Here is a 26,480-nt window from a genome sequence, read left to right on the forward strand (position 1 = left end):
ACCGGTCCGCAGCGCCGCCCGGCCCCGCGCTCACTCGTACTCGGGCGGCTCCTCGTCCCAGCCGAACTCGGGGTCGGCTTCGGGGGCCGGCGGGTCGGCCGGAGCCGGGGCCGGGGCGGCCGCCTCCGGGGTTTTCGGGGCCGCCGGGGTGTCGCCGAACGCCGCCAGCACCTCCAGCACCCCCTCCCCGTACGTCACCAGCTTCTTCTCGCCCAGGCCGCTGATCCCGCCCAGCCCGGACACCGAGTCCGGCCGCACCGTGGCGATCTCGCGCAGGGTCGCGTCGTGGAAGATGACGTACGCGGGGACGCCCTGCTCCTTCGCCTGGGCACCCCGCCAGGCCCGCAGCGCCTCGAAGACCGGGACGGCCTCGGGGGTCAGCTCGGCGACGGCGGCCTGCGACTTCGACTTGCGTTCGGCCTTCGTGGCACGCGACGCGGGCTTCGGTGCCTCCTTGCGCAGCAGCACCTCGCGCTGCCGGCCGAGCACGGAGCCGCTCTCCTCGGTGAGCACCAGCGTGCCGTACTCGCCCTCGACCGCGATCAGCCCCTGGGCAAGCAGCTGCCGTACGACGCCCCGCCATTCGGCCTCGGCCAGCTCCTCGCCGATACCGAAGACCGAGAGCTGGTCGTGGTCGAACTGGATGACCTTGGCCGTCTTGCGGCCGAGCAGGATGTCGATGATCTGGCCCGCGCCGAACTTCTGCCCGCGCTCCCGCTTCAGCCGCACCACGGTCGACAGCAGCTTCTGCGCGACCACCGTGCCGTCCCAGCTCTCGGGCGGGGTGAGGCAGGTGTCACAGTTGCCGCAGTCCGCCGTGGTGGGCTCCTGGCCGAAGTACGTCAGGAGCTGGGCGCGGCGGCAGCGCACCGTCTCGCACAGGGCGAGCATCGAGTCCAGGTGGGAGGCGGCGCGGCGGCGGAACGCCTCGTCGCCCTCGCCGCCCTGGATCATCTTGCGCTGCTGGACGACGTCCTGGAGTCCGTACGCCATCCAGGCCGTGGACGGCTGCCCGTCACGGCCGGCGCGGCCGGTCTCCTGGTAGTAGCCCTCGACGGACTTCGGCAGGTCGAGGTGGGCGACGAAGCGTACGTCGGGCTTGTCGATGCCCATGCCGAAGGCGATGGTCGCGACGACGACCAGGCCCTCCTCGCGCAGGAACCGGGACTGGTGGACGGCGCGCGTGCCCGCGTCGAGCCCCGCGTGGTACGGGACGGCCTCGATGCCGTTGCGGCAGAGGTACTCGGCGGTCTTCTCCGTCGAATTGCGCGAGAGGCAGTAGACGATGCCCGCGTCCCCGGGGTGCTCGTCCTTGAGGAAGGAAAGCAGCTGCTTCTTCGGGTCGGCCTTCGGCACGATCCGGTACTGGATGTTGGGCCGGTCGAAGCTGGCGACGAAGTGCTTGGCGTCGGGCATGCCCAGACGCTGGGTGATCTCCTGGTGCGTGGCGTCGGTCGCGGTCGCCGTCAGGGCGATGCGCGGCACGTCGGGCCAGCGCTCGCCGAGGACGGAGAGGGTCAGGTAGTCCGGGCGGAAGTCGTGACCCCACTGGGCGACACAGTGCGCCTCGTCGATCGCGAAGACGGAGATCTCTGCGCGCGAGAGCAGCGCGAGCGTGGAGTCCAGGCGGAGCCGCTCCGGGGCCAGGTAGAGCAGGTCGAGCTCACCGGCGACGAACTGGGCCTCCATCGAGCGGCGCTCGTCGAAGTCCTGCGTGGAGTTGATGAAGCCGGCCCGCACGCCGAGCGCCCGCAGTGCGTCCACCTGGTCCTGCATCAGGGCGATCAGGGGCGAGACGACGATGCCCGTACCCGCTCTGACCAGGGCGGGGATCTGGTAGCAGATGGACTTGCCACCGCCGGTCGGCATGAGCACGACGGCGTCGCCGCCGGCCACCACATGGTCGACGATCGCTTCCTGCTCGCCGCGGAACGCGTCGTACCCGAATACCTTGTGCAGCGTCCGCCGTGCGTCGCTCTCGGTCACATCCATGGTCCCGCCCGTCGTGCCCATCGCTCTGTCCCCCGGGTCCGTCCCGCTCTGGTCCGTGTTGCCGCCGTCCCCTGCCACGATAGGCGCCGCGTACGACAACGCCGGACGGGCTTGACTTCTCAAGCCCGTCCGGCGGCGGTCGCTGCTGTGCGTCGGTGCGCTACCTCACGAAGACTCCCGCCTGGCTCGCCAGGTCCAGGAAGTACTGCGGGGCCAGGCCCAGCACCAGCGTGACCGCGACACCCACCGCGATCGTCGTCATCGTCAGCGGGGACGGGACGGCGACCGTGGGGCCGTCCGCCTTCGGCTCGCTGAAGAACATCAGCACGATGACCCGGATGTAGAAGAACGCGGCGATCGCCGAGGAGATCACACCGACCACGACCAGTCCGCCCGCGCCGCCGTCCGCCGCCGCCTTGAACACGGCGAACTTCCCGGAGAACCCGGAGGTGAGCGGGATACCGGCGAAGGCCAGCAGGAACACCGCGAAGACCGCGGCGACCAGCGGCGAGCGCCGGCCGAGCCCGGCCCACTTCGACAGGTGCGTCGCCTCGCCGCCCGCGTCCCGCACCAGGGTGACGACGGCGAACGCGCCGACCGTCACGAAGGAGTACGCGCCCAGGTAGAAGAGGACCGACGAGATGCCGTCCGGGGTCGTCGCGATCACACCGGCGAGGATGAATCCGGCGTGGGCGATCGAGGAGTAGGCCAGCAGCCGCTTGATGTCGGTCTGGGTGATGGCGACGATCGCCCCGCCCAGCATCGTGACGATCGCGACGGCCCACATGACCGGACGCCAGTCCCAGGCGAGGCCCGGCAGCACCACGTACAGCAGGCGCAGCAGCGCGCCGAACGCGGCGACCTTGGTGGCCGCGGCCATGAAGCCGGTGACCGGGGTCGGGGCGCCCTGGTAGACGTCCGGGGTCCACATGTGGAACGGGACGGCGCCGACCTTGAAGAGCAGCCCGGTCAGGATCATCGCGCCGCCGATCAGGAGCAGCGCGTCGTTGCCCATGGTGTCGGCGAGCGCGGGGTCGATCTTGGTGACGGCGCCGTCGACCACGTCGGCGATGGCCGCGTACGAGACGGAGCCCGCGTACCCGTAGAGCAGGGCGATCCCGAAGAGCAGGAACGCCGAGGAGAAGGCGCCGAGCAGGAAGTACTTCACCGCAGCCTCCTGCGACATCAGCCGCTTGCGGCGGGCGACGGCGCACAGGAGGTAGAGCGGGAGGGAGAAGACCTCCAGGGCCACGAAGAGCGTCAGCAGATCGTTGGCCGCGGGGAACACCAGCATGCCGGCCACCGAGAAGAGGACCAGCGGGAAGACCTCGGTGGTGGTGAAGCCGGCCTTGACCGCGGCCTTCTCGCTGTCGCTGCCGGGGACCGAGGCGGCCTGGGCGGCGAAGGAGTCGACGTGGTTGCCGTGTGCGGCGGGGTCGAGCCGCCGCTCGGCGAAGGTGAAGACGGCGACCAGTGAGGTCAGCAGGATGGTGCCCTGAAGGAAGAGCGTCGGCCCGTCGATCGCGACGGCGCCCATCGCGGCGATGTGCGCCTTCGTCGTGCCGTATCCGCCGGCCGCCAGTCCGACGACCGCGGCGAACGCGGCGGCCAGGGCGACGACCGTGAGGAAGACCTGCGTGTAATACCGGGCCCGGCGCGGCACGAAGGCCTCGACGAGTACGCCCACGACGGCGACACCGATCACGATGAGGACCGGGGCCAGCTGGGTGTACTCGATGACCGGGGCCTTGAACTTCTCGACCGGGGCGGCCGATGTCACCCCGCCCGCCATTGTCCACAAGCTGTGGACAGCTGTTGCGCTCACTTGGCGGCCTCCACCTCAGGCTGGGGGTCCTTCTTCTGGACGTCCGACATGGTGTGCTGCACCGCCGGGTTGACGATCTCCGTCAGCGGCTTCGGATAGACACCCAGGAAGAGCAGCAGCGCGATCAGCGGCAGGACCACCGCCAGCTCCCGGACCTTGAGGTCCGCCATGCCCTGGACCTCGGCCTTCACCGGGCCGGTCATCGTCCGCTGGTAGAGGACGAGGACGTAGAGCGCGGCGAGCACGATGCCGGTCGTGGCGATGATGCCCGCCGCCGGGTACGCGCTGAACGCGCCGACCAGGACCAGGAACTCACTGACGAACGGGGCGAGTCCGGGCAGCGACAGGGTGGCCAGACCGCCGATCAGGAAGGTGCCGGCCAGGATCGGCGCCACCTTCTGCACCCCGCCGTAGTCGGCGATGAGCCGCGAACCGCGCCGGGTGATCAGGAAGCCCGCCACCAGCATCAGCGCGGCGGTCGAGATCCCGTGGTTGACCATGTAGAGCGTGGCACCGGACTGGCCCTGGCTGGTCATCGCGAAGATGCCCAGGATGATGAAGCCGAAGTGCGAGATCGACGCGTAGGCGATCAGGCGCTTGATGTCTCGCTGGCCGACGGCGAGCAGCGCCCCGTACACGATGCTGATCAGCGCCAGGACGATGATCACCGGCGTCGCCCACTTGCTGGCCTCCGGGAAGAGCTGGAGGCAGAAGCGGAGCATCGCGAAGGTGCCGACCTTGTCGACGACCGCGGTGATCAGGACGGCGACCGGGGAGGTCGCCTCGCCCATCGCGTTGGGCAGCCAGGTGTGCAGCGGCCACAGCGGGGCCTTCACCGCGAAGGCGAAGAAGAACCCGAGGAACAGCCAGCGCTCGGTGCCGGTCGCCATGGAGAGCGAGCCGTTGGCGCGGGCCTCGGCGATCTCGGAGAGCGAGAACGTCCCCGCGACCACGTAGAGCCCGATCACGGCGGCCAGCATGATGAGCCCGCCGACCAGGTTGTAGAGCAGGAACTTCACCGCGGCGTAGGAGCGCTGCGCCGCCGCGTTCTCGTCGCTGCCGGTGTGCGCCCGGTCCCCGAAGCCGCCGATGAGGAAGTACATCGGGATGAGCATGGCTTCGAAGAGGATGTAGAAGAGGAAGACGTCGGTGGCCTCGAAGGAGAGGATCACCATCGCTTCGACCATCAGGATCAGGGCGAAGAAGCCCTGGGTCGGGCGCCAGCGCGAGGACTTCGTCTCCAGGGGGTCGGCGTCGTGCCAGCCGGCCAGGATGACGAAGGGGATCAGCAGGGCGGTGAGCGCCATGAGCGCCACCCCGATGCCGTCCACGCCCAGTTCGTACCGGACGCCGAAGTCCTTGATCCAGGCGTGCGATTCGGTGAGCTGGTAGCGGTCGCCGCCGGGCTCGAAGCGGGCGAGCGCGATGCCCGCCAGGACGAGGGTGGCGAGCGAGAAGACCAGCGCCAGCCATTTGGCGGTGGTGCGCCGGGCGGCCGGGACGGCGGCGGTGGCGACCGCGCCGATCGCCGGGAGCGCCGCCGTCGCTGTCAGGAGGGGAAAGGACATGGTGATCAGACCGCCCTCATCAGCAGGGTCGCGGCGATGAGGACCGCCGTACCGCCGAACATCGAGACCGCGTAGGAGCGGGCGTAGCCGTTCTGCAGCTTGCGCAGCCGACCGGAGAGCCCGCCCATCGAGGCCGCCGTGCCGTTGACGACGCCGTCGACCAGGGTGTGGTCGACGTACACCAGGGAGCGGGTGAGGTGCTCGCCGCCGCGGACCAGGACCACGTGGTTGAAGTCGTCCTGGAGGAGATCGCGGCGGGCGGCCCGGGTGAGCAGCGAGCCGCGCGGGGCGACGACGGGCACGGGCTTGCGTCCGTACATCGCCCAGGCGATGGCGACGCCGATGACGAGCACCACCATGGTGGCGGCGGTGACCGTCGTGGCGCTGACCGGGGCGTGTCCGTGGCTGTGGCCGGTGACCGGCTCCAGCCAGTTGAGGAAGCGGTCGCCGATGGAGAAGAAGCCTCCGGCGAAGACCGAACCGAACGCCAGGACGATCATGGGGATGGTCATCGACTTCGGGGACTCGTGCGGATGCGGCTCGTGGCCCTCCGCGTCGGGCTGCCAGCGCTTCTCGCCGAAGAACGTCAGCAGCATCACGCGCGTCATGTAGAACGCGGTGATCGCGGCGCCCAGCAGGGCCACCGAACCGAGGATCCAGCCCTCGGTGCCGCCCTTGGCGAAGGCCGCCTCGATGATCTTGTCCTTGGAGAAGAAGCCGGACAGACCGGGGAAGCCGATGATCGCCAGATAGCCGAGGCCGAAGGTGATGAAGGTGACCGGCATGTACTTCCGCAGGCCGCCGAACTTCCGCATGTCGACCTCGTCGTTCATGCCGTGCATGACCGAACCGGCGCCGAGGAAGAGCCCGGCCTTGAAGAAGCCGTGGGTCACCAGGTGCATGATCGCGAAGACGTAGCCGATCGGGCCGAGCCCGGCGGCCAGGATCATGTAGCCGATCTGCGACATCGTCGAGCCGGCGAGGGCCTTCTTGATGTCGTCCTTCGCGCAACCGACGATCGCACCGAAGAGCAGCGTGACCGCTCCGACGACCACGACGACCAGTTGCGCGTCCGGCGCGGCGTTGAAGATCGCGCCGGACCGGACGATGAGGTAGACGCCCGCGGTCACCATGGTCGCGGCGTGGATGAGGGCCGAGACCGGGGTCGGGCCCTCCATCGCGTCACCGAGCCAGGACTGCAGCGGCACCTGGGCCGACTTGCCGCAGGCCGCGAGCAGCAGCATCAGGCCGATCGCCGTCAGCTTGCCCTCGCCGGTCTCCCCCGTCGCTTCGAGGACGGGGCCGAAGGCGAAGGTGCCGAAGGTGGTGAACATCAGCATGATCGCGATCGACAGACCCATGTCGCCGACGCGGTTGACCAGGAACGCCTTCTTGGCGGCCGTGGCCGCGCTGGGCTTGTGCTGCCAGAAGCCGATGAGCAGGTACGACGCCAGACCGACGCCCTCCCACCCGACGTACAGCAGCAGGTAGTTGTCGGCGATGACCAGGATCAGCATCGCCGCGAGGAACAGGTTCAGATAGCCGAAGAAGCGGCGCCGGCGCTCGTCGTGCTCCATGTAGCCGATCGAGTAGATGTGGATCAGGGTGCCCACACCGGTGATCAGCAGCACGAACGTCATCGACAACTGGTCGAGCTGGAAGGCCACATCGGCCTGGAAGCCCTCGACCGGGATCCAGCTGAACAGCTTCTGGTGCAGCGCCCGGTCCTCCGCGCCCTTCCCCAGCATGTCGAGGAAGAGCACGACGCCGACGACGAACGACGCGGCGGCGAGCAGGGTGCCGATCCAGTGTCCGGCGCGGTCCAGCCGTCGGCCGCCGCAGAGCAGGACCGCCGCTCCGAGCAGGGGCGCCGCGACGAGCAGCGCGATCAGGTTCTCCACGATTCAACGTCCCCTTACAGCTTCATCAGGCTGGCGTCGTCGACCGAGGCCGAGTGGCGGGAACGGAACACCGACACGATGATCGCGAGCCCGACCACGACCTCGGCGGCGGCGACGACCATCGTGAAGAAGGCGATGATCTGGCCGTCGAGATTGCCGTGCATCCGGGAGAAGGTCACGAACGCGAGGTTGCAGGCGTTGAGCATCAGCTCCACGCACATGAACACCACGATCGCGTTCCGCCGGATCAGCACCCCGGCCGCACCGATGGTGAACAGCAGGGCTGCGAGATAGAGGTAGTTGACCGGATTCACTTGGCGACCTCCTCTTCTTCGTTGTCACGGCCGAGCCGTTCCCCGGAGCGCTGCTCCAGCGCCTTGAGCTGGTCCAGCGACTCGTTCGAGACGTCGCGGATCTGGCCGCGGTTGCGCAGCGTCTGCATGACGGTGAGCTCGGAAGGCGTGCCGTCCGGGAGCAGACCCGGGATGTCCACGGCGTTGTGCCGGGCGTAGACACCGGGGGCGGGCAGCGGCGGAAGCTGCTTGCCGCGTACGCGCTCCTCGGACATCTCCCGCTGGTTCTTGGCCCGTTCGGTGCGCTCCCGGTGGGTGAGCACCATCGCGCCGACCGTCGCCGTGATCAGCAGGGCACCGGTGATCTCGAAGGCGAAGACGTACTTGGTGAAGATGAGGCTGGCCAGCCCCTCCACGTTTCCGCCGTGCTCGGTGTTTGCGGTGCCGAGCCCGTTGAAGCTGTTGAGCGAGGCGTTGCCGATGCCGGCGATCAGGAGGACGCCGAAGCCGAGCCCGCAGCCCGCGGCCAGCCAGCGCTGGCCCTTCAGGGTCTCCTTCAGCGAGTCGGCCGCGGTGACACCGACGAGCATGACCACGAAGAGGAACAGCATCATGATCGCGCCGGTGTAGACGACGATCTGGACGATGCCCAGGAAATAGGCGCCGTTGGCGAGGTAGAACACCGCCAGGACGATCATGGTCCCGGCGAGGCTCAGCGCGCTGTGCACGGCCTTCTTCATCAGCACGGTGGACAGTGCGCCGATCACGGCGACGATGCCGAGCAGCCAGAACTGGACGGCCTCGCCGGTCGAGGTCTGGGAGGCCGCGGCGGCCAGGCCGGTCATGCGCCCACCTCCTGCGCCGAGCCGTTGTTCTCGCTGTGCCCGTCGGCCGGCTTCTCGCCCTTGGAGACGGCGACCTGGGGCTCCGTACCGGGCGCCGCCTCGGTGACGAGGCCCCGGTAGTAGTCCTGTTCGTCCATCCCGGGGAAGATCGCGTGCGGGGTGTCGACCATGCCCTCCTCCAGGCCCGCGAGCAGCTCGTCCTTGGTGTAGATGAGGCTCTCGCGGGTGGTGTTGGCGAGCTCGAACTCATTGGTCATCGTCAGCGCCCGGGTCGGGCAGGCCTCGATGCACAGTCCGCAGAGAATGCAGCGCGCGTAGTTGATCTGGTAGACGCGGCCGTAGCGCTCACCCGGGGAGTAGCGCTCCTCCTCGGTGTTGTCCGCGCCCTCGACGTAGATCGCGTCCGCCGGGCAGGCCCAGGCGCACAGCTCGCAGCCGATGCACTTCTCCAGACCGTCCGGGTGACGGTTGAGCTGGTGCCGGCCGTGGAAGCGCGGCGCCGTCACCTTCGGCGTTTCCGGATACTGCTCGGTCAGCCGCTTCTTGAACATGGCCTTGAAGGTCACGCCGAAGCCGGCGACGGGGTTCTGGAACTTCTCCTCCGAGGACCCCGAGGACCCCGAGGCTCCCGAAGTCCCCGAGGACTCTGGTGACTCAGACACCGTCAGCCTCCTTTCCGTCACTCGAATTTCCGTCACTCTGAGTATCCGGCCCGCCACTGACAACGAGCTCCCGCTCGCCCCGCGGCCTGCGGCGCGGCACCGGCGGCAGGGTCTGTCCGGGCAGCGGCGGCACCGGGAATCCGCCCGCCATCGGGTCGAACGCCGGCTCCGGTCCGGCCTCCGCCTCGGCAGCCCGGCCCTTCTTGTCGCGGAAGATGTCGACGACGAAGGAGATCAGCAGGATCGCGATCACGGCCCCGGCCACGTACAGCACGATCTTCGAGAAGTCGTAGCCCTCGTTGCGCAGCGCCCGCACCGTCGCGACCAGCATCAGCCAGACCACGGAGACCGGGATCAGGACCTTCCAGCCGAGCTTCATCAGCTGGTCGTAGCGGACCCGGGGCAGCGTGCCGCGCAGCCAGATGAAGAAGAACAGCAGCAGCTGGACCTTGACGACGAACCAGAGCATCGGCCACCAGCCGTGGTTCGCGCCCTCCCAGAAGGTGCTGATCGGCCACGGGGCCCGCCAGCCGCCCAGGAACAGGGTCGTGGCGACCGCGGAGACGGTGACCATGTTGACGTACTCGGCGAGCATGAACATCGCGAACTTGATCGAGGAGTACTCGGTGTTGAAGCCGCCGACCAGGTCGCCCTCGGACTCCGGCATGTCGAACGGGGCGCGGTTGGTCTCGCCGACCATCGTGACGATGTAGATGATGAACGAGACCGGCAGCAGCAGGATGAACCAGCGGTCCTGCTGCGCCTCCACGATCTTCGAGGTCGACATCGACCCGGAGTAGAGGAAGACCGAGGCGAACGCGGCGCCCATGGCGATCTCGTAGCTGATCATCTGCGCGCAGGAGCGCAGACCGCCCAGGAGCGGGTACGTCGATCCGGACGACCAGCCGGCCAGCACGATGCCGTAGATCCCGACCGAGGCGACCGCGAGGATGTAGAGCATCGCGATCGGCAGGTCGGTGAGCTGCATCGTGGTGCGGTGGCCGAAGATCGAGACCTCGTTGCCGGACGGGCCGAACGGGATCACGGCGATCGCCATGAAGGCCGGGATGGCCGCGACGATCGGCGCGAGCACGTACACGACCTTGTCGGCCCGCTTGACGACGAGGTCCTCCTTCAGCATCAGCTTGATGCCGTCGGCGAGCGACTGGAGCATGCCCCAGGGACCGTGCCGGTTGGGGCCGATGCGCAGCTGCATCCAGGCGACGACCTTGCGCTCCCACACGATGGAGAAGAGCACGGTCACCATCAGGAACGCGAAGCAGAACACCGCCTTGATGACGACGAGCCACCACGGGTCGGTGCCGAACATCGACAGGTCCTCGGCGGCGAGTACGGCACTGTGCGGTGCCGCGGCCAGTTGAGCGAAGGCACTCACGCCCCCACCTCCGGTGTGACGTCGGGAGTACCCGGTGCGGCGGGGCCGATCCGGACCAGACCGCCGGGCCGGGCACCGGTGTCGGCCGGCACGCCCCGCCCGGCGGAGTTCAGCGGCACCCAGACCACCCGGTCCGGCATGTCGGTGACCTTCAGCGGGAATGCGACGCTGCCCGCCGGGCCGGTGACGGCCAGCAGATCGCCGTCCTTCACGCCCGTCTCGGCGGCGGTGGCCGCGGAGAGCCGGGCGACCGCGGCGTGCCGGGTGCCGGCCAGCGCCTCGTCGCCCTCCTGGAGCCGGCCCAGGTCGAGCAGCATCCGGTGGCCCGCGAGGACCGCCTCGCCGTCGCCCGGCCTGGGCAGCGGCCGGGCCGGCTCGTTCGGGTCGGTGGCGTGCGTACCGCTCCAGCCGCCGAGCCGGTCCAGCTCACGTCGTACGGACTTCAGGTCCGGCAGCGCGAAGCGGCCGGCCTCATCGGCGGCCATCTCGTCGGCCAGCATGTGCAGCACCCGGGCGTCGCCCGGCGCGAGCGCACGCGTCATCTGCTCCGGCTTCAGCGCGGCCTCGAACATCCGCGCCCTGCCCTCCCAGTTGAGGAAGGTGCCGGACTTCTCGGCCACCGCGGCGACCGGGAACACCACGTCGGCGCGCTCGGTCACCTCGTTGGGCCGCTGCTCCAGGGAGACCAGGAAGCCGACCTGGTCCAGGGCCTCCAGGGCCCGTGCCGGGTTCGGCAGGTCCACGGTCTGGACCCCGGCGACGACCAGCGCGCCCAGTTCGCCGGTGGCCGCGGCCTCCACGATCTGGTCGGTGTCGCGGCCGAAGCGGGACGGGAGTTCGGCGACGCCCCAGACGGCCGCCACCTCGTCCCTGGCCCGCGGGTCGGTCGCCGGACGGCCGCCGGGCAGCAGCGACGGGAGCGCGCCCGCCTCCACCGCGCCGCGCTCGCCGGCCCGGCGCGGGATCCACACCAGCGCGGCCCCGGTCGCGGTGGCCGTGCGTACCGCGGCGGTGAGCCCGCCCGGCACCGCGGCCAGCCGCTCACCGACCACGATCACGGCGCCGTCGCTCCGCAGCGCCTCGGCCGCCGCGGCTCCGTCGCCGTCGAGGCCGACACCGCCCGCGATCGCGTCCAGCCACTCGGTCTCGGTGCCGGGGGCCGCGGGCAGCAGCGTGCCGCCCGCCTTGTCGAGACCGCGGGTGGCGTGCGAGGCGACGGCGAAGGTGCGCTGTCCGTGCTTGCGGTTGGCCTTGCGCAGCCGCAGGAAGACGCCGGGCGCCTCCTCCTCCGACTCGAACCCGACCAGCAGTACCGTCGGGGCCTTCTCCAGCGAGGTGTACGTGACCCCCGTGCCGTCCAGGTCCCGGCCGCGTCCGGCCACGCGGGCGGCCAGGAAGTCGGCCTCCTCGCTGCTGTGGACCCGGGCCCGGAAGTCGATGTCGTTGGTGTCCAGGGCGATCCGGGCGAACTTGCTGTACGCGTAGGCGTCCTCGACGGTCAGCCGGCCGCCGGTGAGCACCCCGGTCCGGCCGCGTGCGGCGGAGAGGCCGGCGGCCGCGGCGGCCAGCGCCTCGGGCCAGCCCGCGGGCTCCAGGACACCGTCCGCGTTGCGTACCAGCGGAGTGGTGAGCCGGTCCCGCTGCTGCGCGTAGCGGAAGCCGAAGCGGCCCTTGTCGCAGACCCACTCCTCGTTGACCTCGGGGTCGTTGGCGGCGAGCCGCCGCATGACCTTGCCGCGCCGGTGGTCGGTGCGGGTCGCGCAGCCGCCCGCGCAGTGCTCGCACACCGACGGCGAGGAGACCAGGTCGAAGGGGCGGGAGCGGAATCGGTACGCCGCCGAGGTCAGTGCCCCGACCGGGCAGATCTGGATGGTGTTCCCGGAGAAGTACGACTCGAACGGGTCGCCCTCGCCGGTGCCGACCTGCTGGAGCGCGCCGCGCTCGATCAGCTCGATCATCGGGTCGCCCGCCACCTGGTTGGAGAACCGGGTGCAGCGCGCGCAGAGCACGCAGCGCTCGCGGTCCAGCAGCACCTGGGTGGAGATCGGGACGGGCTTCTCGAAGGTCCGCTTCTTGCCGTCGAAGCGGGAGTCGGAGCCGCCGTGCGACATCGCCTGGTTCTGCAGCGGGCACTCGCCGCCCTTGTCGCAGACCGGGCAGTCCAGCGGGTGGTTGATGAGCAGCAGCTCCATCACACCCTTCTGGGCCTTCTCGGCGACCGGCGAGGTGAGCTGCGACTTCACCACCATGCCGTCGGTGCAGGTGATGGTGCAGGACGCCATCGGCTTGCGCTGGCCCTCGACCTCGACGATGCACTGGCGGCAGGCGCCGGCCGGGTCGAGGAGCGGGTGGTCGCAGAAGCGGGGGATCTCGATGCCGAGGAGTTCGGCGGCCCGGATGACCAGGGTGCCCTTGGGCACGCTGATCTCGATGCCGTCGATGGTCAGCGTGACCAGGTCCTCGGGCGGGATGGCCGCCTCGCCGCCCCCGGAGGGCGCACTCGTGGTGACTGTCATGCGTTCACCCCCTGGTGAGCGTTCTTGTCGTCGGCCCAGACGGTGGACCTGGCGGGATCGAAGGGGCAGCCCTTGCCCGTGATGTGCTGCTCGTACTCCTCGCGGAAGTACTTCAGCGAGGAGAAGATCGGCGAGGCGGCGCCGTCGCCGAGGGCGCAGAAGGACTTGCCGTTGATGTTGTCGGCGATGTCGTTCAGCTTGTCGAGGTCGGACATCTGGCCCTTGCCCGCCTCGATGTCGCGGAGCAACTGGACGAGCCAGTAGGTGCCTTCGCGGCAGGGCGTGCACTTGCCGCAGGACTCGTGGGCGTAGAACTCGGTCCAGCGGGTGACGGCCCGCACCACGCAGGTGGTCTCGTCGAAGCACTGGAGCGCCTTGGTGCCGAGCATGGATCCGGCGGCGCCGACGCTCTCGTAGTCGAGCGGTACGTCGAGGTGCTCGTCGGTGAACATCGGGGTCGACGAGCCGCCCGGGGTCCAGAACTTCAGCCGGTGGCCGGGGCGCATGCCGCCGCTCATGTCGAGCAGCTGGCGCAGGGTGATGCCGAGCGGTGCCTCGTACTGGCCGGGGCCGGCGACGTGCCCGCTGAGCGAATACAGCGTGAAGCCCGGGGACTTCTCGCTGCCCATCGACTTGAACCAGTCCTTGCCCCGGTTCAGGATCGCGGGAACCGAGGCGATGGACTCGACGTTGTTCACCACAGTGGGGCAGGCGTACAGACCGGCGACCGCGGGGAAGGGAGGTCGCAGCCGGGGCTGGCCACGCCGTCCTTCGAGAGAGTCGAGCAGCGCGGTTTCCTCACCACAGATGTACGCGCCGGCACCGGCGTGCACCGTGAGTTCCAGATCGAGCCCCGAGCCCAGGATGTTCGTCCCCAGATAGCCCGCCTCGTACGCCTCTCGTACGGCCTCGTGCAGACGTCGCAGCACGGGGACGACCTCACCGCGCAAGTAGATGAACGCGTGCGACGAACGGATCGCGTAACAGGCGATCACCATGCCCTCGATGAGGCTGTGCGGGTTGGCGAACAGGAGCGGGATGTCCTTGCAGGTGCCCGGTTCCGATTCGTCGGCGTTGACAACCAGATAGTGCGGTTTGCCGTCGCCCTGCGGGATGAACTGCCACTTCATCCCGGTCGGGAAGCCCGCGCCGCCGCGGCCGCGCAGGCCGGAGTCCTTGACGTAGGCGATCAGGTCGTCCGGCGCCATGGCGAGGGCCTTGCGCAGTCCCTCGTATCCGTCGTGGCGCCGGTAGGTTTCCAGGGTCCAGGATTCCGGCTCGTCCCAGAAGGCGGAGAGGACGGGGGCGAGCAGCTTCTCGGGGCTGCCCCCGTTCCCGTTGCCGCTTCCGTTGTCGTTGATCTCGGTCGCCAACGTCATCACTCCCCCTCCTCGGCGATCGGGCCGGCCGGGTGGTCCGGGTCGGAGGCCGAGGTCTGCTGCGGTGCGTCGTGCGAGCTGAGGTGCTCGGACGGCGACGGGTCGTGGGGCTGGGCGCCGCCGGGGCGTTCGCCGCGCGGGGCGACGACGCGCGGGTGCGGTTCCTCGCCCTTGGCGAGGCGGAGGCCGATCAGCGAGGCGGGGCCCGCACCGCCGGACGCCTCGACGGCGCCGGGGCGCTCGTCGGGGAAGCCGGCCAGGATCCGGGCGGTCTCCTTGTACGAGCAGATCGGGGCGCCGCGGGTGGGTTCGACGGTGCGCCCGGCGATCAGGTCGTCGACCAGGCGGGTCGCGCTCTCGGGCGTCTGGTTGTCGAAGAACTCCCAGTTGACCATCACCACGGGGGCGAAGTCGCAGGCCGCGTTGCACTCGATGTGTTCGAGGGTGACCTTGCCGTCCTCGGTGGTCTCGTCGTTGCCGACGCCGAGGTGCTCCTTGAGCCGGTCGAAGATCGCGTCGCCGCCCATCACCGCGCACAGCGTGTTGGTGCAGACGCCGACCTGGTAGTCACCGCTCGGCTTGCGCCGGTACATCGTGTAGAAGGTGGCGACCGCGGTGACCTCGGCGGTGGTGAGGCCGAGCAGCTCGGCGCAGAACGCCATGCCCGTACGGGATACGTAGCCCTCCTCGGACTGCACCAGGTGCAGCAGGGGAAGCAGGGCGGAGCGGCTGCCGGGGTAGCGGGCGATCACCTCCTTCGCGTCCGCTTCGAGCCTGGCGCGCACCTCGGCCGGGTAGGCGGGGGCGGGGAGCTGCGGCATCCCCAGACTGACTTCCTGACGTGCTTCGGTCACCGGTCGACGCCTCCCATCACGGGGTCGATGGACGCGACGGCGACGATGACGTCGGCGACCTGGCCGCCCTCGCACATCGCCGCCATGGCCTGGAGGTTGGTGAAGGACGGGTCGCGGAAGTGGACCCGGTAGGGGCGGGTGCCGCCGTCCGAGACGACGTGCACGCCGAGTTCGCCCTTGGGCGATTCGACGGCGGTGTACGCCTGCCCGGCCGGGACCCGGAAGCCCTCGGTCACCAGCTTGAAGTGGTGGATCAGGGCCTCCATGGAGGTGCCCATGATCTTCTTGATGTGGTCGAGCGAGTTGCCGAGTCCGTCCGGGCCGAGCGCGAGCTGGGCCGGCCAGGCGATCTTCTTGTCGGCGACCATCACGGGACCGGGGGCGAGCCGGTCGATGCACTGCTCGACGATCCGCAGCGACTGGCGCATCTCCTCCAGGCGGATGAGGAAGCGGCCGTAGGCGTCGCAGGTGTCGGCGGTGGGGACGTCGAACTCGTAGTTCTCGTACCCGCAGTACGGGTCGGTCTTGCGCAGGTCGTGCGGGAGTCCGGCGGAGCGCAGCATCGGTCCGGTGACGCCGAGGGCCATGCAGCCGGTCAGGTCGAGATAGCCGACGTCCTGCATGCGGGCCTTGAAGATGGGGTTGCCGGTGGCGAGCTTGTCGTACTCCGGCAGGTTCTTCTTCATGGTCTTCACGAACTCGCGGAGCTGGTCGATCGCGCCGGGCGGCAGGTCCTGGGCGAGTCCGCCGGGGCGGATGAACGCGTGGTTCATGCGCAGGCCGGTGATCAGCTCGAAGAGGTCGAGAACGAGTTCACGATCTCGGAAGCCGTAGATCATGATCGTGGTGGCGCCGAGCTCCATGCCGCCGGTGGCGATGCACACCAGGTGCGAGGAGATCCGGTTGAGCTCCATCAGGAGCACGCGCAGGATGGTGGCCCGGTCGGGGATCTGGTCCTCGATGCCGAGGAGCTTCTCGACGCCCAGGCAGTACGCCGCCTCGTTGAAGAAGGGCGTCAGGTAGTCCATGCGCGTGACGAAGGTGGTGCCCTGCGTCCAGTTCCGGAATTCGAGGTTCTTCTCGATGCCGGTGTGGAGGTAGCCGATGCCGCAGCGGGCCTCGGTGACGGTCTCGCCGTCGATCTCCAGGATCAGCCGCAGAACACCGTGCGTGGACGGGTGCTGGGGGCCCATATTGACAATGATGCGCTCATCGTCCGATTTGGCCGCGGACTCGACGACCTCGTCCCAGTCGCCGCCGGTGACTGTATATACAGTCCCCTCGGTCGTCGCCCGGGGCGTTGCGTGGGGAGTAGACATCAGGAGTACGACCTCCGCTGGTCCGGAGCCGGGATCTGGGCGCCCTTGTACTCGATGGCGATGCCGCCGAGCGGGTAGTCCTTGCGCTGCGGGAAGCCCTGCCAGTCGTCCGGCATCATGATCCGGGTGAGGGCGGGGTGCCCGTCGAAGACGAGCCCGAAGAAGTCGTAGGTCTCGCGCTCGTGCCAGTCGTTGGTCGGGTAGACCTCGACGAGGGACGGGATGTGCGGATCGCTGTCCGGGGCCGACACCTCCAGCCGGATGAGCCGGCCGTGCGTGATCGAGCGCAGGTGGTAGACGGCGTGCAGCTCGCGGCCCTTGTCGCCGAGGAAGTGGACGCCGCTCACCCCCGTACAGAGCTCGAAGCGCAGCGCCGGGTCGTCGCGCAGGGTCCGGGCGACCCGGACGAGGTGTTCGCGGGCGATGTGGAAGGTGAGCTCGCCGCGGTCGACGACGGTCTTCTCGATGGCGTTGGCGGGAAGCAGGTCCTGCTCCTCCAGGGCCCCTTCGAGCTCGTCGGCGACTTCGTCGAACCAGCCGCCGTACGGGCGGGAGGTGGCGCCCGGCAGGGTCACGGTGCGGACGAGGCCGCCGTAGCCGGAGGTGTCACCGCCGTTGTCGGCGCCGAACATGCCCTTGCGTACGCCGATGACCTCGCCGGTGTCCGCGCGCGGGGCGGGCACACCGTTGTTGTTGCTCTGTTCGTCGTGGTTGTCGTTCCCGCTCATCGCAGCAGCCCCTTCATCTCGATCAGGGGCAGTGCCTTGAGTGCCGCGTCCTCCGCCTCGCGGGCTGCCTCCTCCGCGTTGACCCCGAGCTTGGAGCCCTGGATCTTCTGGTGGAGCTTGAGGATCGCGTCCATCAGCATCTCGGGCCGCGGCGGGCAGCCCGGCAAATAGATATCAACCGGGACAATGTGATCAACACCCTGAACAATGGCGTAATTGTTGAACATCCCGCCCGATGATGCACAAACCCCCATGGAGATCACCCACTTGGGGTTGGGCATCTGGTCGTAGACCTGACGCAGGACGGGAGCCATCTTCTGGCTGACCCGTCCTGCGACGATCATCAGATCCGCCTGTCGCGGCGATCCGCGGAAGACCTCCATGCCGAAACGGGCCAGGTCGTAGCGCCCGGCCCCGGTCGTCATCATTTCGATGGCGCAACAGGCGAGGCCGAAGGTGGCGGGGAAGACGGAGGACTTCCGTACCCAGCCGGCGGCCTGCTCGACAGTGGTCAGCACGAAGCCGCTGGGCAGCTTCTCTTCGAGTCCCATGGTGTGCCCCTCAGCCCCTCAGTCCCATTCCAGGCCGCCGCGACGCCACACATACGCGTAGGCGACGAAGACGGTGAGCACGAAGAGCAGCATCTCCACGAGCCCGAAGATCCCCAGGGCGTCGAAGGTGACCGCCCAGGGATAGAGGAAGACGATCTCGATGTCGAAGACGATGAAGAGCATCGCCGTCAGGTAGTACTTGATGGGGAAGCGGCCGCCTCCGGCCGGCGTGGGTGTGGGTTCGATACCGCACTCGTACGCTTCGAGCTTTGCCCGGTTGTAGCGCTTGGGGCCGATAAGCGTGGCCATGACCACGGAGAAGATCGCAAACCCTGCCCCGAGGGCGCCGAGCACGAGGATGGGCGCGTAGGCATTCACGCTCCTCGCTCCTTCCAGTCGTCCTTGACCGTTGGACCGCATCGGGCGACCGGCTCACCGCCTCACCAAGATCGTGCACATGTGAGGCAGTTCACAAGCCCGACTGCCCCGCATCCTATGCCCGCCATCCTGTGATCTGCGACACGGGGTACGACAACGCCTTTGTGATCTCCACCACCTGACGAAGGATCATGAAGTCGGATGAGCGGTGATCTTCACACGCGAAGCGGCCGAGTGATCACGAGACGTGACATCTGATGCTGTTACCGCTGGTCAAACGGCTGTCGCCCTATCAAGAGATGGCCATGCCAAGCAAATTGGCGATGGACAACCCGGGGTGATAGAGGAATCCACTCGATCTTGATCCCTCCGGGCCGGCTCCCCGCGAACCCCACCCCCTCCGGCGGCCCCACGCCCTCCCGGTCGCCCGAACCTCACCCGGGAGGGGGGATCGGGGGGATCAAAGTGGACGCACGAGACCATTTCCAATCTTCGGCATGAACGGGACATCTCCCTCCACCCGGCGCCACCTTGAGCGCGTGGCGCATATCCGCCCCTCACCCCGCAGTCACACTGTGACCTGCGTCACTCCATCAAGGCCCCGACAAAAGCGGGCTTGGCCATCGGTGTGAACGGATGGTAAGTGGCGGGCAATTCGGGCGTATTGCCGAAAGCCCGTGATCACAGCCGTGATCAGGCATGCCCGCTATGCCCGTTACGGCGTCAATAAGGGTCCGCGGAAAGCGGATTCACAGATTCCGTACGTAACTGTGTCGCAACACACGTTTCTTGATGGGAGCCCCGAGGCCCTGATAGCGCTAGTACTCATGTCCCACACCGCTCACATACCCAGCCACCGGAAGCCCCGCCGAAACGCCTCGAAGACGGCGCTGCGGGCCGGAGTTGCCGGTGGCGTCCTCAGCACCATCGCGGTCGCAGGTGCCGCCGGTCCGGCCCAGGCCGAGCCGGTGACCCAGACCATCGAGATGCCCACCATCACCTCCGGGCTCTCCACCGCCGTCGCCGCGTCCGCCCAGGCCACGCAGCAGGTCGCCCAGGACCTGCAGACGCAGGCCCAGGAGGACGCCGCAGCCGCCACCGCGGCCAAGACCGCCAAGAAGGCCAAGGCCGAGGCGGTCCGCAAGGCAGAGGCCAAGAAGAAGGCGGAGGCGGCCGCCAAGGCCAAGGCGGAGGCCGCCGAGCGCGCCTCCCGCTCCACCGCCCGCACGACGCTCAGCGCGACCTCCGGCTCCAACACCGGTACCGCCGCGTCCACGTACTCCTCTTCTTCCTCCTCCTCGAACGCGACCGGCTCGGCCGCCGCGGTCATCGCCTTCGCGCAGGCCCAGGTCGGCGACGCGTACGTGCCCGGCGGCACCGGCCCCAACTCGTGGGACTGCTCCGGCCTCGTCCAGGCCGCGTTCCGTTCGGTCAACATCGACCTGCCGCGCGTCTCGCAGTCCCAGTCCACCGCCGGCACCCAGGTCTCGCTGAGCAACCTCCAGCCGGGCGACATCCTGTACTGGGGCGGCGCGGGCAGCGCGTACCACGTCGGGATCTACGTGGGTAACGGCCAGTTCGTCGGCGCGCAGAACTCCAGCACCGGTGTGGTGCAGCGTCCGCTGTCCTACGACCCGCCGTCCGGCGCGGTCCGCGTTCTCTGATTCGGCGCGACTTCTGGGTTCACGGATTCACAAGCGCCTTCCCGGCGCCCGTTGAAGGGCCGTCACTCCCCCGCTCGGGAGCGACGGCCCTTCAACGTTTCCGGTCGTCCGGCGAGAAGCACCCGGCTTCCAGCGCCCTGCCTCCAGTGCGTGGCCCCCAGCGCCCGGCCTCCGGCGAAAAACCGACGTCGACCCCGGCCGAAGCCGTTGACGTCGCGAACCTGCCGGACACCGTCCACCGCCGCTTGTGAACTGGGGCGAACAGCCCTCGCGTCACCGAGCACAGGACGGCATCCGCCATGAACCCCACCGCGGCCACCACCCCCTCCGAACACACCACCCTCCCGGCCCGCACCCCTTTACGCGGCCGGCTCGCCGTCCTCTCCGTCATGCTGGGCATCTTCGCGATCGTCACCACCGAGATCCTGCCCATCGGCCTGCTCACGTCGATCGGGTCCGACTTCGCCGTCTCGGACGGCACGGCGGGCCTGACGATGACCGTGCCCGGACTCCTCGCCGCCGTCTCCGCGCCCTTGGTCACGGTGGCGACGGCGCGCGTCGACCGGCGTCTGATGCTCGGTGCCTTCATGCTCCTGCTGACCCTGGCCGACTTCCTCGTCGCCGCCGCGACCGACTACCGCCTCGTCCTGGTCTCCCGGGTGCTGGTCGGGATCACCATCGGCGGCTTCTGGTCCATCGGGGCCGGACTGGCGGGCCGGCTGGTCCGCCCGGCGTCGGCCGCCCGCGCGACAGCGGTGATCTTCTCGGCCGTCCCGCTGGGCTCCGTACTCGGCGTCCCCGCCGGTACGTTCATCGGCGGCCTGGCCGGCTGGCGGACGGCCTTCGTGGTCCTGGGGACGCTCGGCGTGGGCGTACTGGCCCTGATGCTCCTGGTGGTTCCGCCCCTTCCGCCGGCCCGGGTCACCCGCGCGAGCCTGCTGCGCACCGTGCTCGCCCGACCCGACACCCGGTTCGCCCTGCTCATCACCTTTCTCATCGTTCTGTCCCACTTCGCGACGTACACCTATGTCACCTCCTTCCTGGAACGGGTCACACACGCCGGTCCGGGGCTGATCACGGTGTTCCTGCTGATCTACGGCGCCGCCGGGATCGTCGGCAACTTCGTCGGCGGCGCACTCGTGACGCGCCGCCCGCGCCTCGCGGTCTCCCTGGCCGCGGGCCTGATCGCCACCGCGACCGCGCTGCTCCCGGTCCTGGGCAGGTGGGAGGCCGGGGCCGTCGCGCTGCTGATCGTCTGGGGTGTCGCCTACGGTGCGGTGCCGGTCTGCTCGCAGACCTGGTTCGCCGGGGCCGCACCCGACGCACCCGAAGCGGCGTCCGTCCTGTTCACCGCTTCCTTCCAGGCGACCTTCGCCCTCGGCGCCCTGACGGGCGGAGCCGTCCTGGACCACGTGTCCGTGTCGGCGGTCATGGTGCTCGGCGGCGCGGTCGCGGCTCTCGCGGTTGTCACGGTGGCCGTGGCGGGACCACGCTCCGGGAGCCTCGGTGTCCGGGGGCGGCGATGAACGCACCGTCCTCAAGCGGAGGCCATGCCCCGTACGTGGTGGGGAGAACCCCACCACCGCGTGCGGTGCTGGCACCCCGATGGATCAGGGGGGCCGCTTTACTGTGCGTATCACCTGCTGACGTCACGATGTTTACATGCAGCAAACCCACGCTCATTCGCCCGGTCGCGGTCGCGATTCATTCATAGACGTCATCAGAGCGCTATGCGTGCTGGCCGTGATTTCCCAGCACTGGCTCATGCCCGTACTGGCCTACGAGAATGGGCATTTGAGCACCGGGAATGCGCTCGCGAGCCCCGGCTGGTGGATTGTCACCTGGCTGACGCAGGTCATGCCGATGGTTTTCTTCGCCGGCGGCGCCGCCAATTTCTTCTCGTTCCGATCTGTGAAATCGGTGAACACCTGGCTCCGGAGCAGAATCGCGCGGCTCCTGGTGCCGGTCGTCCCCCTTGCAGCCGTGTGGCTGTTGCTGCCCCACGTGTTGATCGGCGCGGGGCTGCCGGAGCAGCCGGTGCTGATGGCGGGCAAGATAGCCGGCCAACTGCTCTGGTTCCTCGCCGTCTATGTGCTCGTGGTGGCGCTCACCCCGGTGATGTTCAAGTTGTACCGCCGGTACGGCTGGCGTGTGATCGGAGTCCTCGGCGCCTGTGCCCTGCTCGTCGATGTGCTGCGCTTCGAGTTCAGCCCCGCGATCGGTTTCCTGAACGCCCTGTTCGTCTGGCTGGCGGCCCACCAGTTCGGGTTCCACTACGCCGACGGCGGCCTGCGCATGCGGAGCGCGTGGGTGTCGTCGGGTCTGGCCGCGGTCGGCTTCGGACTCACCGCGGCCGCCGTGTTCTTCGGCCCCTACCCGGCGTCCATGATCGGGATGCCCGGGGCCCCGGTCTCCAACATGAGCCCGCCGACCGCGTTGATGATGTCGCTGACCATCGGCCAGCTCGGACTCTGGCTTACGCTCAAGCCGGCGATAACGCGATTCGCGGAACGCCCCATGGCCACCTCCGTACTTCAGTGGTGCGGGGCCCGTTTCATGACGCTGTATCTCTGGCACATGCCCGCGCTCGTGATGACGGCGGGAATCGCAATTGTCGGACTCGGATTCGCGACGCCGACGCCCGGCAGCCCGATGTGGTTCGCGGTGGCACCGCTGTGGGTCGGCGTTTCGGGATTCTTCCTGGTCAGCTTCACTCGAATTTTCGGCCGGTTCGAATTCCGTCGCCCCTCCGGTGCGGCATCGGAAATGAGCCTCGGCAAGGTCGTTCTCGCGGCCGTGCTTTCCGCCGGCGGTCTCCTCGGACTCGCCGCGCAGGGTTTCATCTCCCCCGGAAACCCGCTCGGTCCGGTGCTCTGCGTGGCGCTGGTGGTGGCCGGGCTGCTCGTCGTACGGGAGAAGAGCGCTCCGAAGGCAGAGGCCGCGCAGGGCATTCGCACCGTGCCCGTTCAGCCGGTGGTACGCCATGAAGGTGCCCGGGTTCTCTCCCGGCAGGGCAGCTGATGAGGGCCGCCTCGCGTACGGCGCTTGCGCGCCCCGTACGCGAGGCGGCTCTCCCGCTTCCGCGTCTCATGAGCCGTCGGCTGCGAGCTGTTGCCGGACCAGGCAGACCAATCCGTCGATGAGAGGGCCGGGCTCAAGGGACGGGTCGAGCGACCGCTGGAGCAGGTATCCGTCGATCGCCGCCGTGAGCGTCACCGCGACGGCGAGCGGGCGCGCGACCCCCCGCTCCGCGAACCAGTCGCACAACCGCTGCCGCAACTCGGCCAGCAAGCCGGCGATTTCGGCACGCAGCTCGTCGTCCCGGCTCGCGGCGACGAGGGACTCGTACAGCAGCAGCAGTTCCGGATCACGGGGATCGTTGGCGGACAGCGCACGGAGCATGGTTTCCACGGCCACGGCCGGATCCTCCTGCGCCAGCGCCTCGCCGATCCGGTCGAGGAAGAACGTCCGGATCTTCCGCACCGCGGCGATGCGCCGGAGTTCGCCGATGCTCCCCACGTGGTAGTGGATCACTCCGGTGTTCACGCCTGCGCGCTCCGCCACCCGCCGACTGCTCACATCGCCCCAGCCCAGTTCGGGAATGAGAGAGGCCGCGGCTTCGATGATCTTCTCGCGCGTATCCGTCCGGCGCGAAGGACCCGTGGACTCGTCGCTCACAGCCGTACCCCCTGGATCGCGGCCACGGCGATCACGCCGGCCGAAGCCAGCGCGATCGCTTCGAGGACGAGCAACTGCACCGGCAGGGGGTCGGGCACGACGGGGAAGACCGCGCCGAGGTCGGCCGCGAATACCGCGATGTAGCCGAGGCTCAGCACCAGCGCCGCCACGAAGGCCCAGTGCTGACCGGCCATGGCGAACCCGGCCACCACGAAGCTGGTGAGCCCCAGGGAGGTCAGATACACGTTGAAGCTGTTGTACTGCCACCGCGGAAGCGGGGAGAAGTCCCTCGTGTCGATCAGCTTCCCCGGGACCATGGGAATCAGCAGAAGCGCCTCCCAGACCAGCAGTGCCGCGATCACGGTCCCCAACAAGGATTGGTTCATCACGCTCTCCGATACGTGTACGTGCGGGAGTCTCCGTCTGTTTGGACGATAGTCCTGGACGGTCGTCCAAATCAAATGGAGAGGTGAGTCGCGCTCGCGGCGGAGAGGGTGAACCACACCGTCTTCGAGTGCGGTGACCGTGCCCCGTACGCGGTGGTCCCCCACCGGGCGGCGAGCGCGTCGACAAGGAGCAACCCCCGGCCACCCTCGTCCGCACCGGGGGCTCGCGGAGGCGGGGGCACGGGCAGCCGACCGGGTTCGTCGTCCGTCACGTACACCGTCACCTGCCGTCGATTGACGGTGACCTCCACCCGGACCTGCGGCGAGTCCGTATGGCAGTACGTGTTGGAGACGACCTCGCTCACACAGAGCCGGGCGTCATCGACGAGCGGGGCGTGCCCGGCGGCCCACAGCACCGTCGCCACGAAGTCCCGCACGATCCTGGGGGCGGTGGGGGCGTTCGGTGCGACGAGCCGGTAGCGCTCGCCGCGCTGGGGGAGGTAGGGGGTGGGTGACGGAGGGGCGGTTACGGGGGTCATGGCGCGGTCTCCCTGCGTGAGGCGGGCTCCGGGGCGTCGTGCGGTGGGCGCGGTCCGTGGCATTGGCCGACTCCCACGAGCGTTCAACTCGCTTGCAGGTGGCTGCACTTCGGTCCGGTCGAGCCTCAGCTCGGCATGACGGGACGCTAGGGCACAACAATGGGACGGCGCAACAGTGTGACGCCCGTAGCACCCATACGAGTGGACCAGTGACCCGGTTGCGCGGCACACTCGTACCCGCACGAAGGGGAGGGTCCATGCCACCAAGGAGCTACCCGACCGCCAGGCAGCGGCGGTTGGGTGCGGAACTTCGCAAGCTGCGCGAGCGTGCGGGGATGTCCGGGAGCGAGGCGGCCGCGTACCTGGGCGGCGAGCGAGCCCAGATCAGCCACATCGAGTCCGGCCGCTACGGAGTGAGCAGCGAACGGGTACGCCGGCTCGCAGCTCACTACTCGGCCACCGACAAGCACCTGGTCGATGCCCTGGCCGAGATGGCCGAGGAACGCACCAAGGGATGGTGGGACGACTACCGCGGAATACTCTCGCCCGGATTCCTGGACCTGGCGGAGCTTGAGCACAAGGCGTCCTACATCCGTGCCATCCAGATGCTCATCATCCCTGGAGTGTTCCAGACGGAGTCGTATGCGCGAGCCATCATCCGGAGCGGGATCACCGACCTTCCCGCTGACGAGCTGAGCGCCCGCGTCGAGCACCGCACCAGACGGCGCGACATCTTCGACCGCCCCAGGCCGACCCCGTTCGAGGCGTTCATCCATGAGGCCGCGTTGCGGATGCGGTACTGCGACCCCGAGACCATGCGGGCGCAACTCACCTTCCTGCACGAGGTTTCCACCTGGCCGTCCGTGACGATCCGCATCATCCCGTTCACCAGGCAGATCACCGGTTCAGTGCACTCGACGCTGTACGCCGGGGCCGAAATTCCGGCACTCGACACCGTTCAGCTGGACAGCGCCTTCGACGCGGGCTTCCTGGACGCCGAGGCCCAGCTGGCGCGATATCGAGCCCTCCTCGACTCCATCGAGTCCATCTCTCTCGACACGGAGGAGTCCGCACAATTCATTCAACACATCGCACAGGAAATGTGAGTCCACCCGCATGACCGACGCAATCAACTGGCAGAAGTCCTCGTTCTCCGGAGCGGACAACAATCAGAGCTGCATCGAGCTGGCACCTGTCGACGGCTCGATCAAGATGCGCGAGAGCGATGACCCCGACATCGTCGTCACCACGAGCGTCGCCAAGCTGCGCGCATTCGTGCTCGGCGTGAAGGCCGGGGAGTTCGACCACCTGATCTGAGCACGGCCCGCAAGCGCCCTCCGGTTCGAACACCGGGGGGCCTTCTACATATCCGGCGCAACATAGGGACGTCACGCTGTTGCACCGCAGCCACCCGTAACGCTACCGCCGCTCTGTGTCGCCGCGCCACGGAGACCACCCGCCCCCGCCTGCCGCGCCGCTCCACAACTCCCCCTGCCCGCACGCCATTTGGCGTGCCCGCCGTGATCGGACGGTCGACGATGCGTACGCCCCTCACCCTCTTGCAACCAGCCGTCGAGCGCGGCTACCGGTTCGAGGCCCTCCGCTACGGCCCCGCCACCGGCTTCGTCCCCGAGCCGGTCGTCCTGCGCATCATGGCCACGCCCCAGGAGGCCGTCCGCGCCATCCGCGTCCAGCTCCGGGCGAACCACCTCTTCGGTCTCACACCTCGCGAACTGATCCGCGCCCACCACTGGGCGGACCGGGGCGGCTGGGTGCAGGCGCTGGGGGCACTCCATCGCGGCGAACCCTGCGGGTTCACGCTCCTGCTGCGGGGTGGTCGGCACATCGAGTGGCACGTCCGCCCACTGACGTACGTATCGCTCGACGCCCGCACCCACCACCGCCCCGCCCCACGCCCCGTCGCACAGAAATCCGCATGAGTTAGGCTCGCCGGGGCGCAGCGAGGGCATCGATCGGGCTCAGGTATCGGCCCGCTGGGCCGGAAT

24 protein-coding genes are annotated in these 26,480 nt (G+C 69.0%); 6 read left to right on the forward strand and 18 right to left on the reverse strand.

Annotated features, from left to right (window positions below; genetic code table 11):
• Window positions 1-30: 30 nt before the first annotated feature.
• The 15 genes from recQ to EES42_RS06175 all read right to left on the reverse strand — a co-directional run bounded on the left by recQ (window position 31) and on the right by EES42_RS06175 (window position 18,207).
• The gene (gene recQ / locus EES42_RS06105; RefSeq protein ID WP_124717434.1) at window positions 31-1,992 is read right to left on the reverse strand and encodes a DNA helicase RecQ; all 1,962 of its coding nucleotides are present in this window, start codon (window positions 1,990-1,992) and stop codon (window positions 31-33) included.
• A gap of 160 nt (window positions 1,993-2,152) precedes the next feature.
• A complete protein-coding gene (nuoN, locus tag EES42_RS06110) occupies window positions 2,153-3,817 on the reverse strand; it encodes an NADH-quinone oxidoreductase subunit NuoN (protein WP_206433376.1) in 1,665 nt (554 codons plus the stop codon).
• Window positions 3,814-5,385: an NADH-quinone oxidoreductase subunit M gene (locus EES42_RS06115; RefSeq protein ID WP_124717009.1), complete on the reverse strand. Its 1,572-nt coding sequence runs from the start codon at window positions 5,383-5,385 to the stop codon at window positions 3,814-3,816. The genes nuoN and EES42_RS06115 overlap by 4 nt, the downstream gene beginning before the upstream one ends.
• A gap of 5 nt (window positions 5,386-5,390) precedes the next feature.
• A complete protein-coding gene (gene nuoL / locus EES42_RS06120) occupies window positions 5,391-7,286 on the reverse strand; it encodes an NADH-quinone oxidoreductase subunit L (RefSeq protein ID WP_124717010.1) in 1,896 nt (631 codons plus the stop codon).
• Window positions 7,287-7,300: 14 nt separating this feature from the next.
• Entirely contained in the window at window positions 7,301-7,600 is a 300-nt protein-coding gene (gene nuoK / locus EES42_RS06125) for an NADH-quinone oxidoreductase subunit NuoK (RefSeq protein WP_093543641.1), read from the reverse strand.
• The gene (locus EES42_RS06130; protein ID WP_124717011.1) at window positions 7,597-8,424 is read right to left on the reverse strand and encodes an NADH-quinone oxidoreductase subunit J; all 828 of its coding nucleotides are present in this window, start codon (window positions 8,422-8,424) and stop codon (window positions 7,597-7,599) included. Before EES42_RS06130 ends, nuoK begins: the two co-directional genes overlap by 4 nt.
• Window positions 8,421-9,086, reverse strand: a complete 666-nt coding sequence (gene nuoI / locus EES42_RS06135; protein ID WP_124717012.1) for an NADH-quinone oxidoreductase subunit NuoI — start codon at window positions 9,084-9,086, stop codon at window positions 8,421-8,423. The genes EES42_RS06130 and nuoI overlap by 4 nt, the downstream gene beginning before the upstream one ends.
• A complete protein-coding gene (gene nuoH, locus EES42_RS06140; RefSeq protein WP_241196293.1) occupies window positions 9,079-10,416 on the reverse strand; it encodes an NADH-quinone oxidoreductase subunit NuoH in 1,338 nt (445 codons plus the stop codon). The genes nuoI and nuoH overlap by 8 nt, the downstream gene beginning before the upstream one ends.
• Window positions 10,417-10,478: 62 nt before the next feature.
• Window positions 10,479-12,998: an NADH-quinone oxidoreductase subunit G gene (locus tag EES42_RS06145; RefSeq protein ID WP_124717014.1), complete on the reverse strand. Its 2,520-nt coding sequence runs from the start codon at window positions 12,996-12,998 to the stop codon at window positions 10,479-10,481.
• Window positions 12,995-14,377, reverse strand: coding sequence for an NADH-quinone oxidoreductase subunit NuoF (gene nuoF / locus EES42_RS06150; protein ID WP_124717015.1), 1,383 nt, complete (start codon window positions 14,375-14,377; stop codon window positions 12,995-12,997). Before nuoF ends, EES42_RS06145 begins: the two co-directional genes overlap by 4 nt.
• Window positions 14,377-15,198, reverse strand: a complete 822-nt coding sequence (gene nuoE / locus EES42_RS06155; protein WP_124717436.1) for an NADH-quinone oxidoreductase subunit NuoE — start codon at window positions 15,196-15,198, stop codon at window positions 14,377-14,379. Before nuoE ends, nuoF begins: the two co-directional genes overlap by 1 nt.
• Window positions 15,199-15,227: 29 nt before the next feature.
• Window positions 15,228-16,550 carry an NADH-quinone oxidoreductase subunit D gene (locus tag EES42_RS06160; protein WP_124717016.1) on the reverse strand — a complete coding sequence of 441 codons (1,323 nt, stop codon included), beginning with the start codon at window positions 16,548-16,550 and terminating at the stop codon, window positions 15,228-15,230.
• Window positions 16,550-17,278 (reverse strand): NADH-quinone oxidoreductase subunit C, encoded by a 729-nt coding sequence (locus tag EES42_RS06165; RefSeq protein WP_124717017.1) that lies wholly within the window; start codon window positions 17,276-17,278, stop codon window positions 16,550-16,552. The genes EES42_RS06160 and EES42_RS06165 overlap by 1 nt, the downstream gene beginning before the upstream one ends.
• A complete protein-coding gene (locus EES42_RS06170; protein WP_030926341.1) occupies window positions 17,275-17,829 on the reverse strand; it encodes a NuoB/complex I 20 kDa subunit family protein in 555 nt (184 codons plus the stop codon). Before EES42_RS06170 ends, EES42_RS06165 begins: the two co-directional genes overlap by 4 nt.
• Window positions 17,830-17,847: 18 nt before the next feature.
• Window positions 17,848-18,207 (reverse strand): NADH-quinone oxidoreductase subunit A, encoded by a 360-nt coding sequence (locus tag EES42_RS06175; protein ID WP_003992243.1) that lies wholly within the window; start codon window positions 18,205-18,207, stop codon window positions 17,848-17,850.
• An 827-nt stretch (window positions 18,208-19,034) separates the two neighbouring features.
• Here EES42_RS06175 and EES42_RS06180 point away from each other — a divergent pair.
• The 3 genes from EES42_RS06180 to EES42_RS06190 all read left to right on the forward strand — a co-directional run bounded on the left by EES42_RS06180 (window position 19,035) and on the right by EES42_RS06190 (window position 22,892).
• On the forward strand, window positions 19,035-19,871 hold the full coding sequence (locus tag EES42_RS06180; RefSeq protein ID WP_124717018.1) for a C40 family peptidase: 837 nt from the start codon (window positions 19,035-19,037) through the stop codon (window positions 19,869-19,871).
• A gap of 299 nt (window positions 19,872-20,170) precedes the next feature.
• Entirely contained in the window at window positions 20,171-21,397 is a 1,227-nt protein-coding gene (locus tag EES42_RS06185) for an MFS transporter (RefSeq protein ID WP_124717019.1), read from the forward strand.
• Window positions 21,398-21,533: 136 nt separating this feature from the next.
• Entirely contained in the window at window positions 21,534-22,892 is a 1,359-nt protein-coding gene (locus tag EES42_RS06190; protein ID WP_124717020.1) for an acyltransferase family protein, read from the forward strand.
• A 66-nt stretch (window positions 22,893-22,958) separates the two neighbouring features.
• Here the strand turns inward: EES42_RS06190 and EES42_RS44595 are convergent, their stop codons facing one another.
• The 3 genes from EES42_RS44595 to EES42_RS06200 form a co-directional block, all read right to left on the reverse strand.
• Window positions 22,959-23,549 carry a TetR/AcrR family transcriptional regulator gene (locus tag EES42_RS44595; protein ID WP_164495170.1) on the reverse strand — a complete coding sequence of 197 codons (591 nt, stop codon included), beginning with the start codon at window positions 23,547-23,549 and terminating at the stop codon, window positions 22,959-22,961.
• Window positions 23,546-23,935: a hypothetical protein gene (locus tag EES42_RS44600; RefSeq protein WP_164495171.1), complete on the reverse strand. Its 390-nt coding sequence runs from the start codon at window positions 23,933-23,935 to the stop codon at window positions 23,546-23,548. Before EES42_RS44600 ends, EES42_RS44595 begins: the two co-directional genes overlap by 4 nt.
• A gap of 71 nt (window positions 23,936-24,006) precedes the next feature.
• Window positions 24,007-24,474 carry an ATP-binding protein gene (locus EES42_RS06200; RefSeq protein ID WP_124717022.1) on the reverse strand — a complete coding sequence of 156 codons (468 nt, stop codon included), beginning with the start codon at window positions 24,472-24,474 and terminating at the stop codon, window positions 24,007-24,009.
• Between the two features lie 257 nt (window positions 24,475-24,731).
• On the opposite strand from EES42_RS06200, the gene EES42_RS06205 reads away from it, so the two are divergent.
• The 3 genes from EES42_RS06205 to EES42_RS06215 all read left to right on the forward strand — a co-directional run bounded on the left by EES42_RS06205 (window position 24,732) and on the right by EES42_RS06215 (window position 26,414).
• On the forward strand, window positions 24,732-25,580 hold the full coding sequence (locus EES42_RS06205; protein ID WP_124717023.1) for a helix-turn-helix domain-containing protein: 849 nt from the start codon (window positions 24,732-24,734) through the stop codon (window positions 25,578-25,580).
• A gap of 10 nt (window positions 25,581-25,590) precedes the next feature.
• Window positions 25,591-25,791: a DUF397 domain-containing protein gene (locus EES42_RS06210; protein ID WP_124717024.1), complete on the forward strand. Its 201-nt coding sequence runs from the start codon at window positions 25,591-25,593 to the stop codon at window positions 25,789-25,791.
• A gap of 194 nt (window positions 25,792-25,985) precedes the next feature.
• On the forward strand, window positions 25,986-26,414 hold the full coding sequence (locus EES42_RS06215) for a hypothetical protein (RefSeq protein WP_124717025.1): 429 nt from the start codon (window positions 25,986-25,988) through the stop codon (window positions 26,412-26,414).
• The last annotated feature ends 66 nt before the right edge of the window (window positions 26,415-26,480 follow it).

Origin of the sequence: Streptomyces sp. ADI95-17, from assembly GCF_003846175.1 — a bacterium.
GTDB classification, from domain to species: Bacteria; Actinomycetota; Actinomycetes; order Streptomycetales; family Streptomycetaceae; genus Streptomyces; species Streptomyces sanglieri.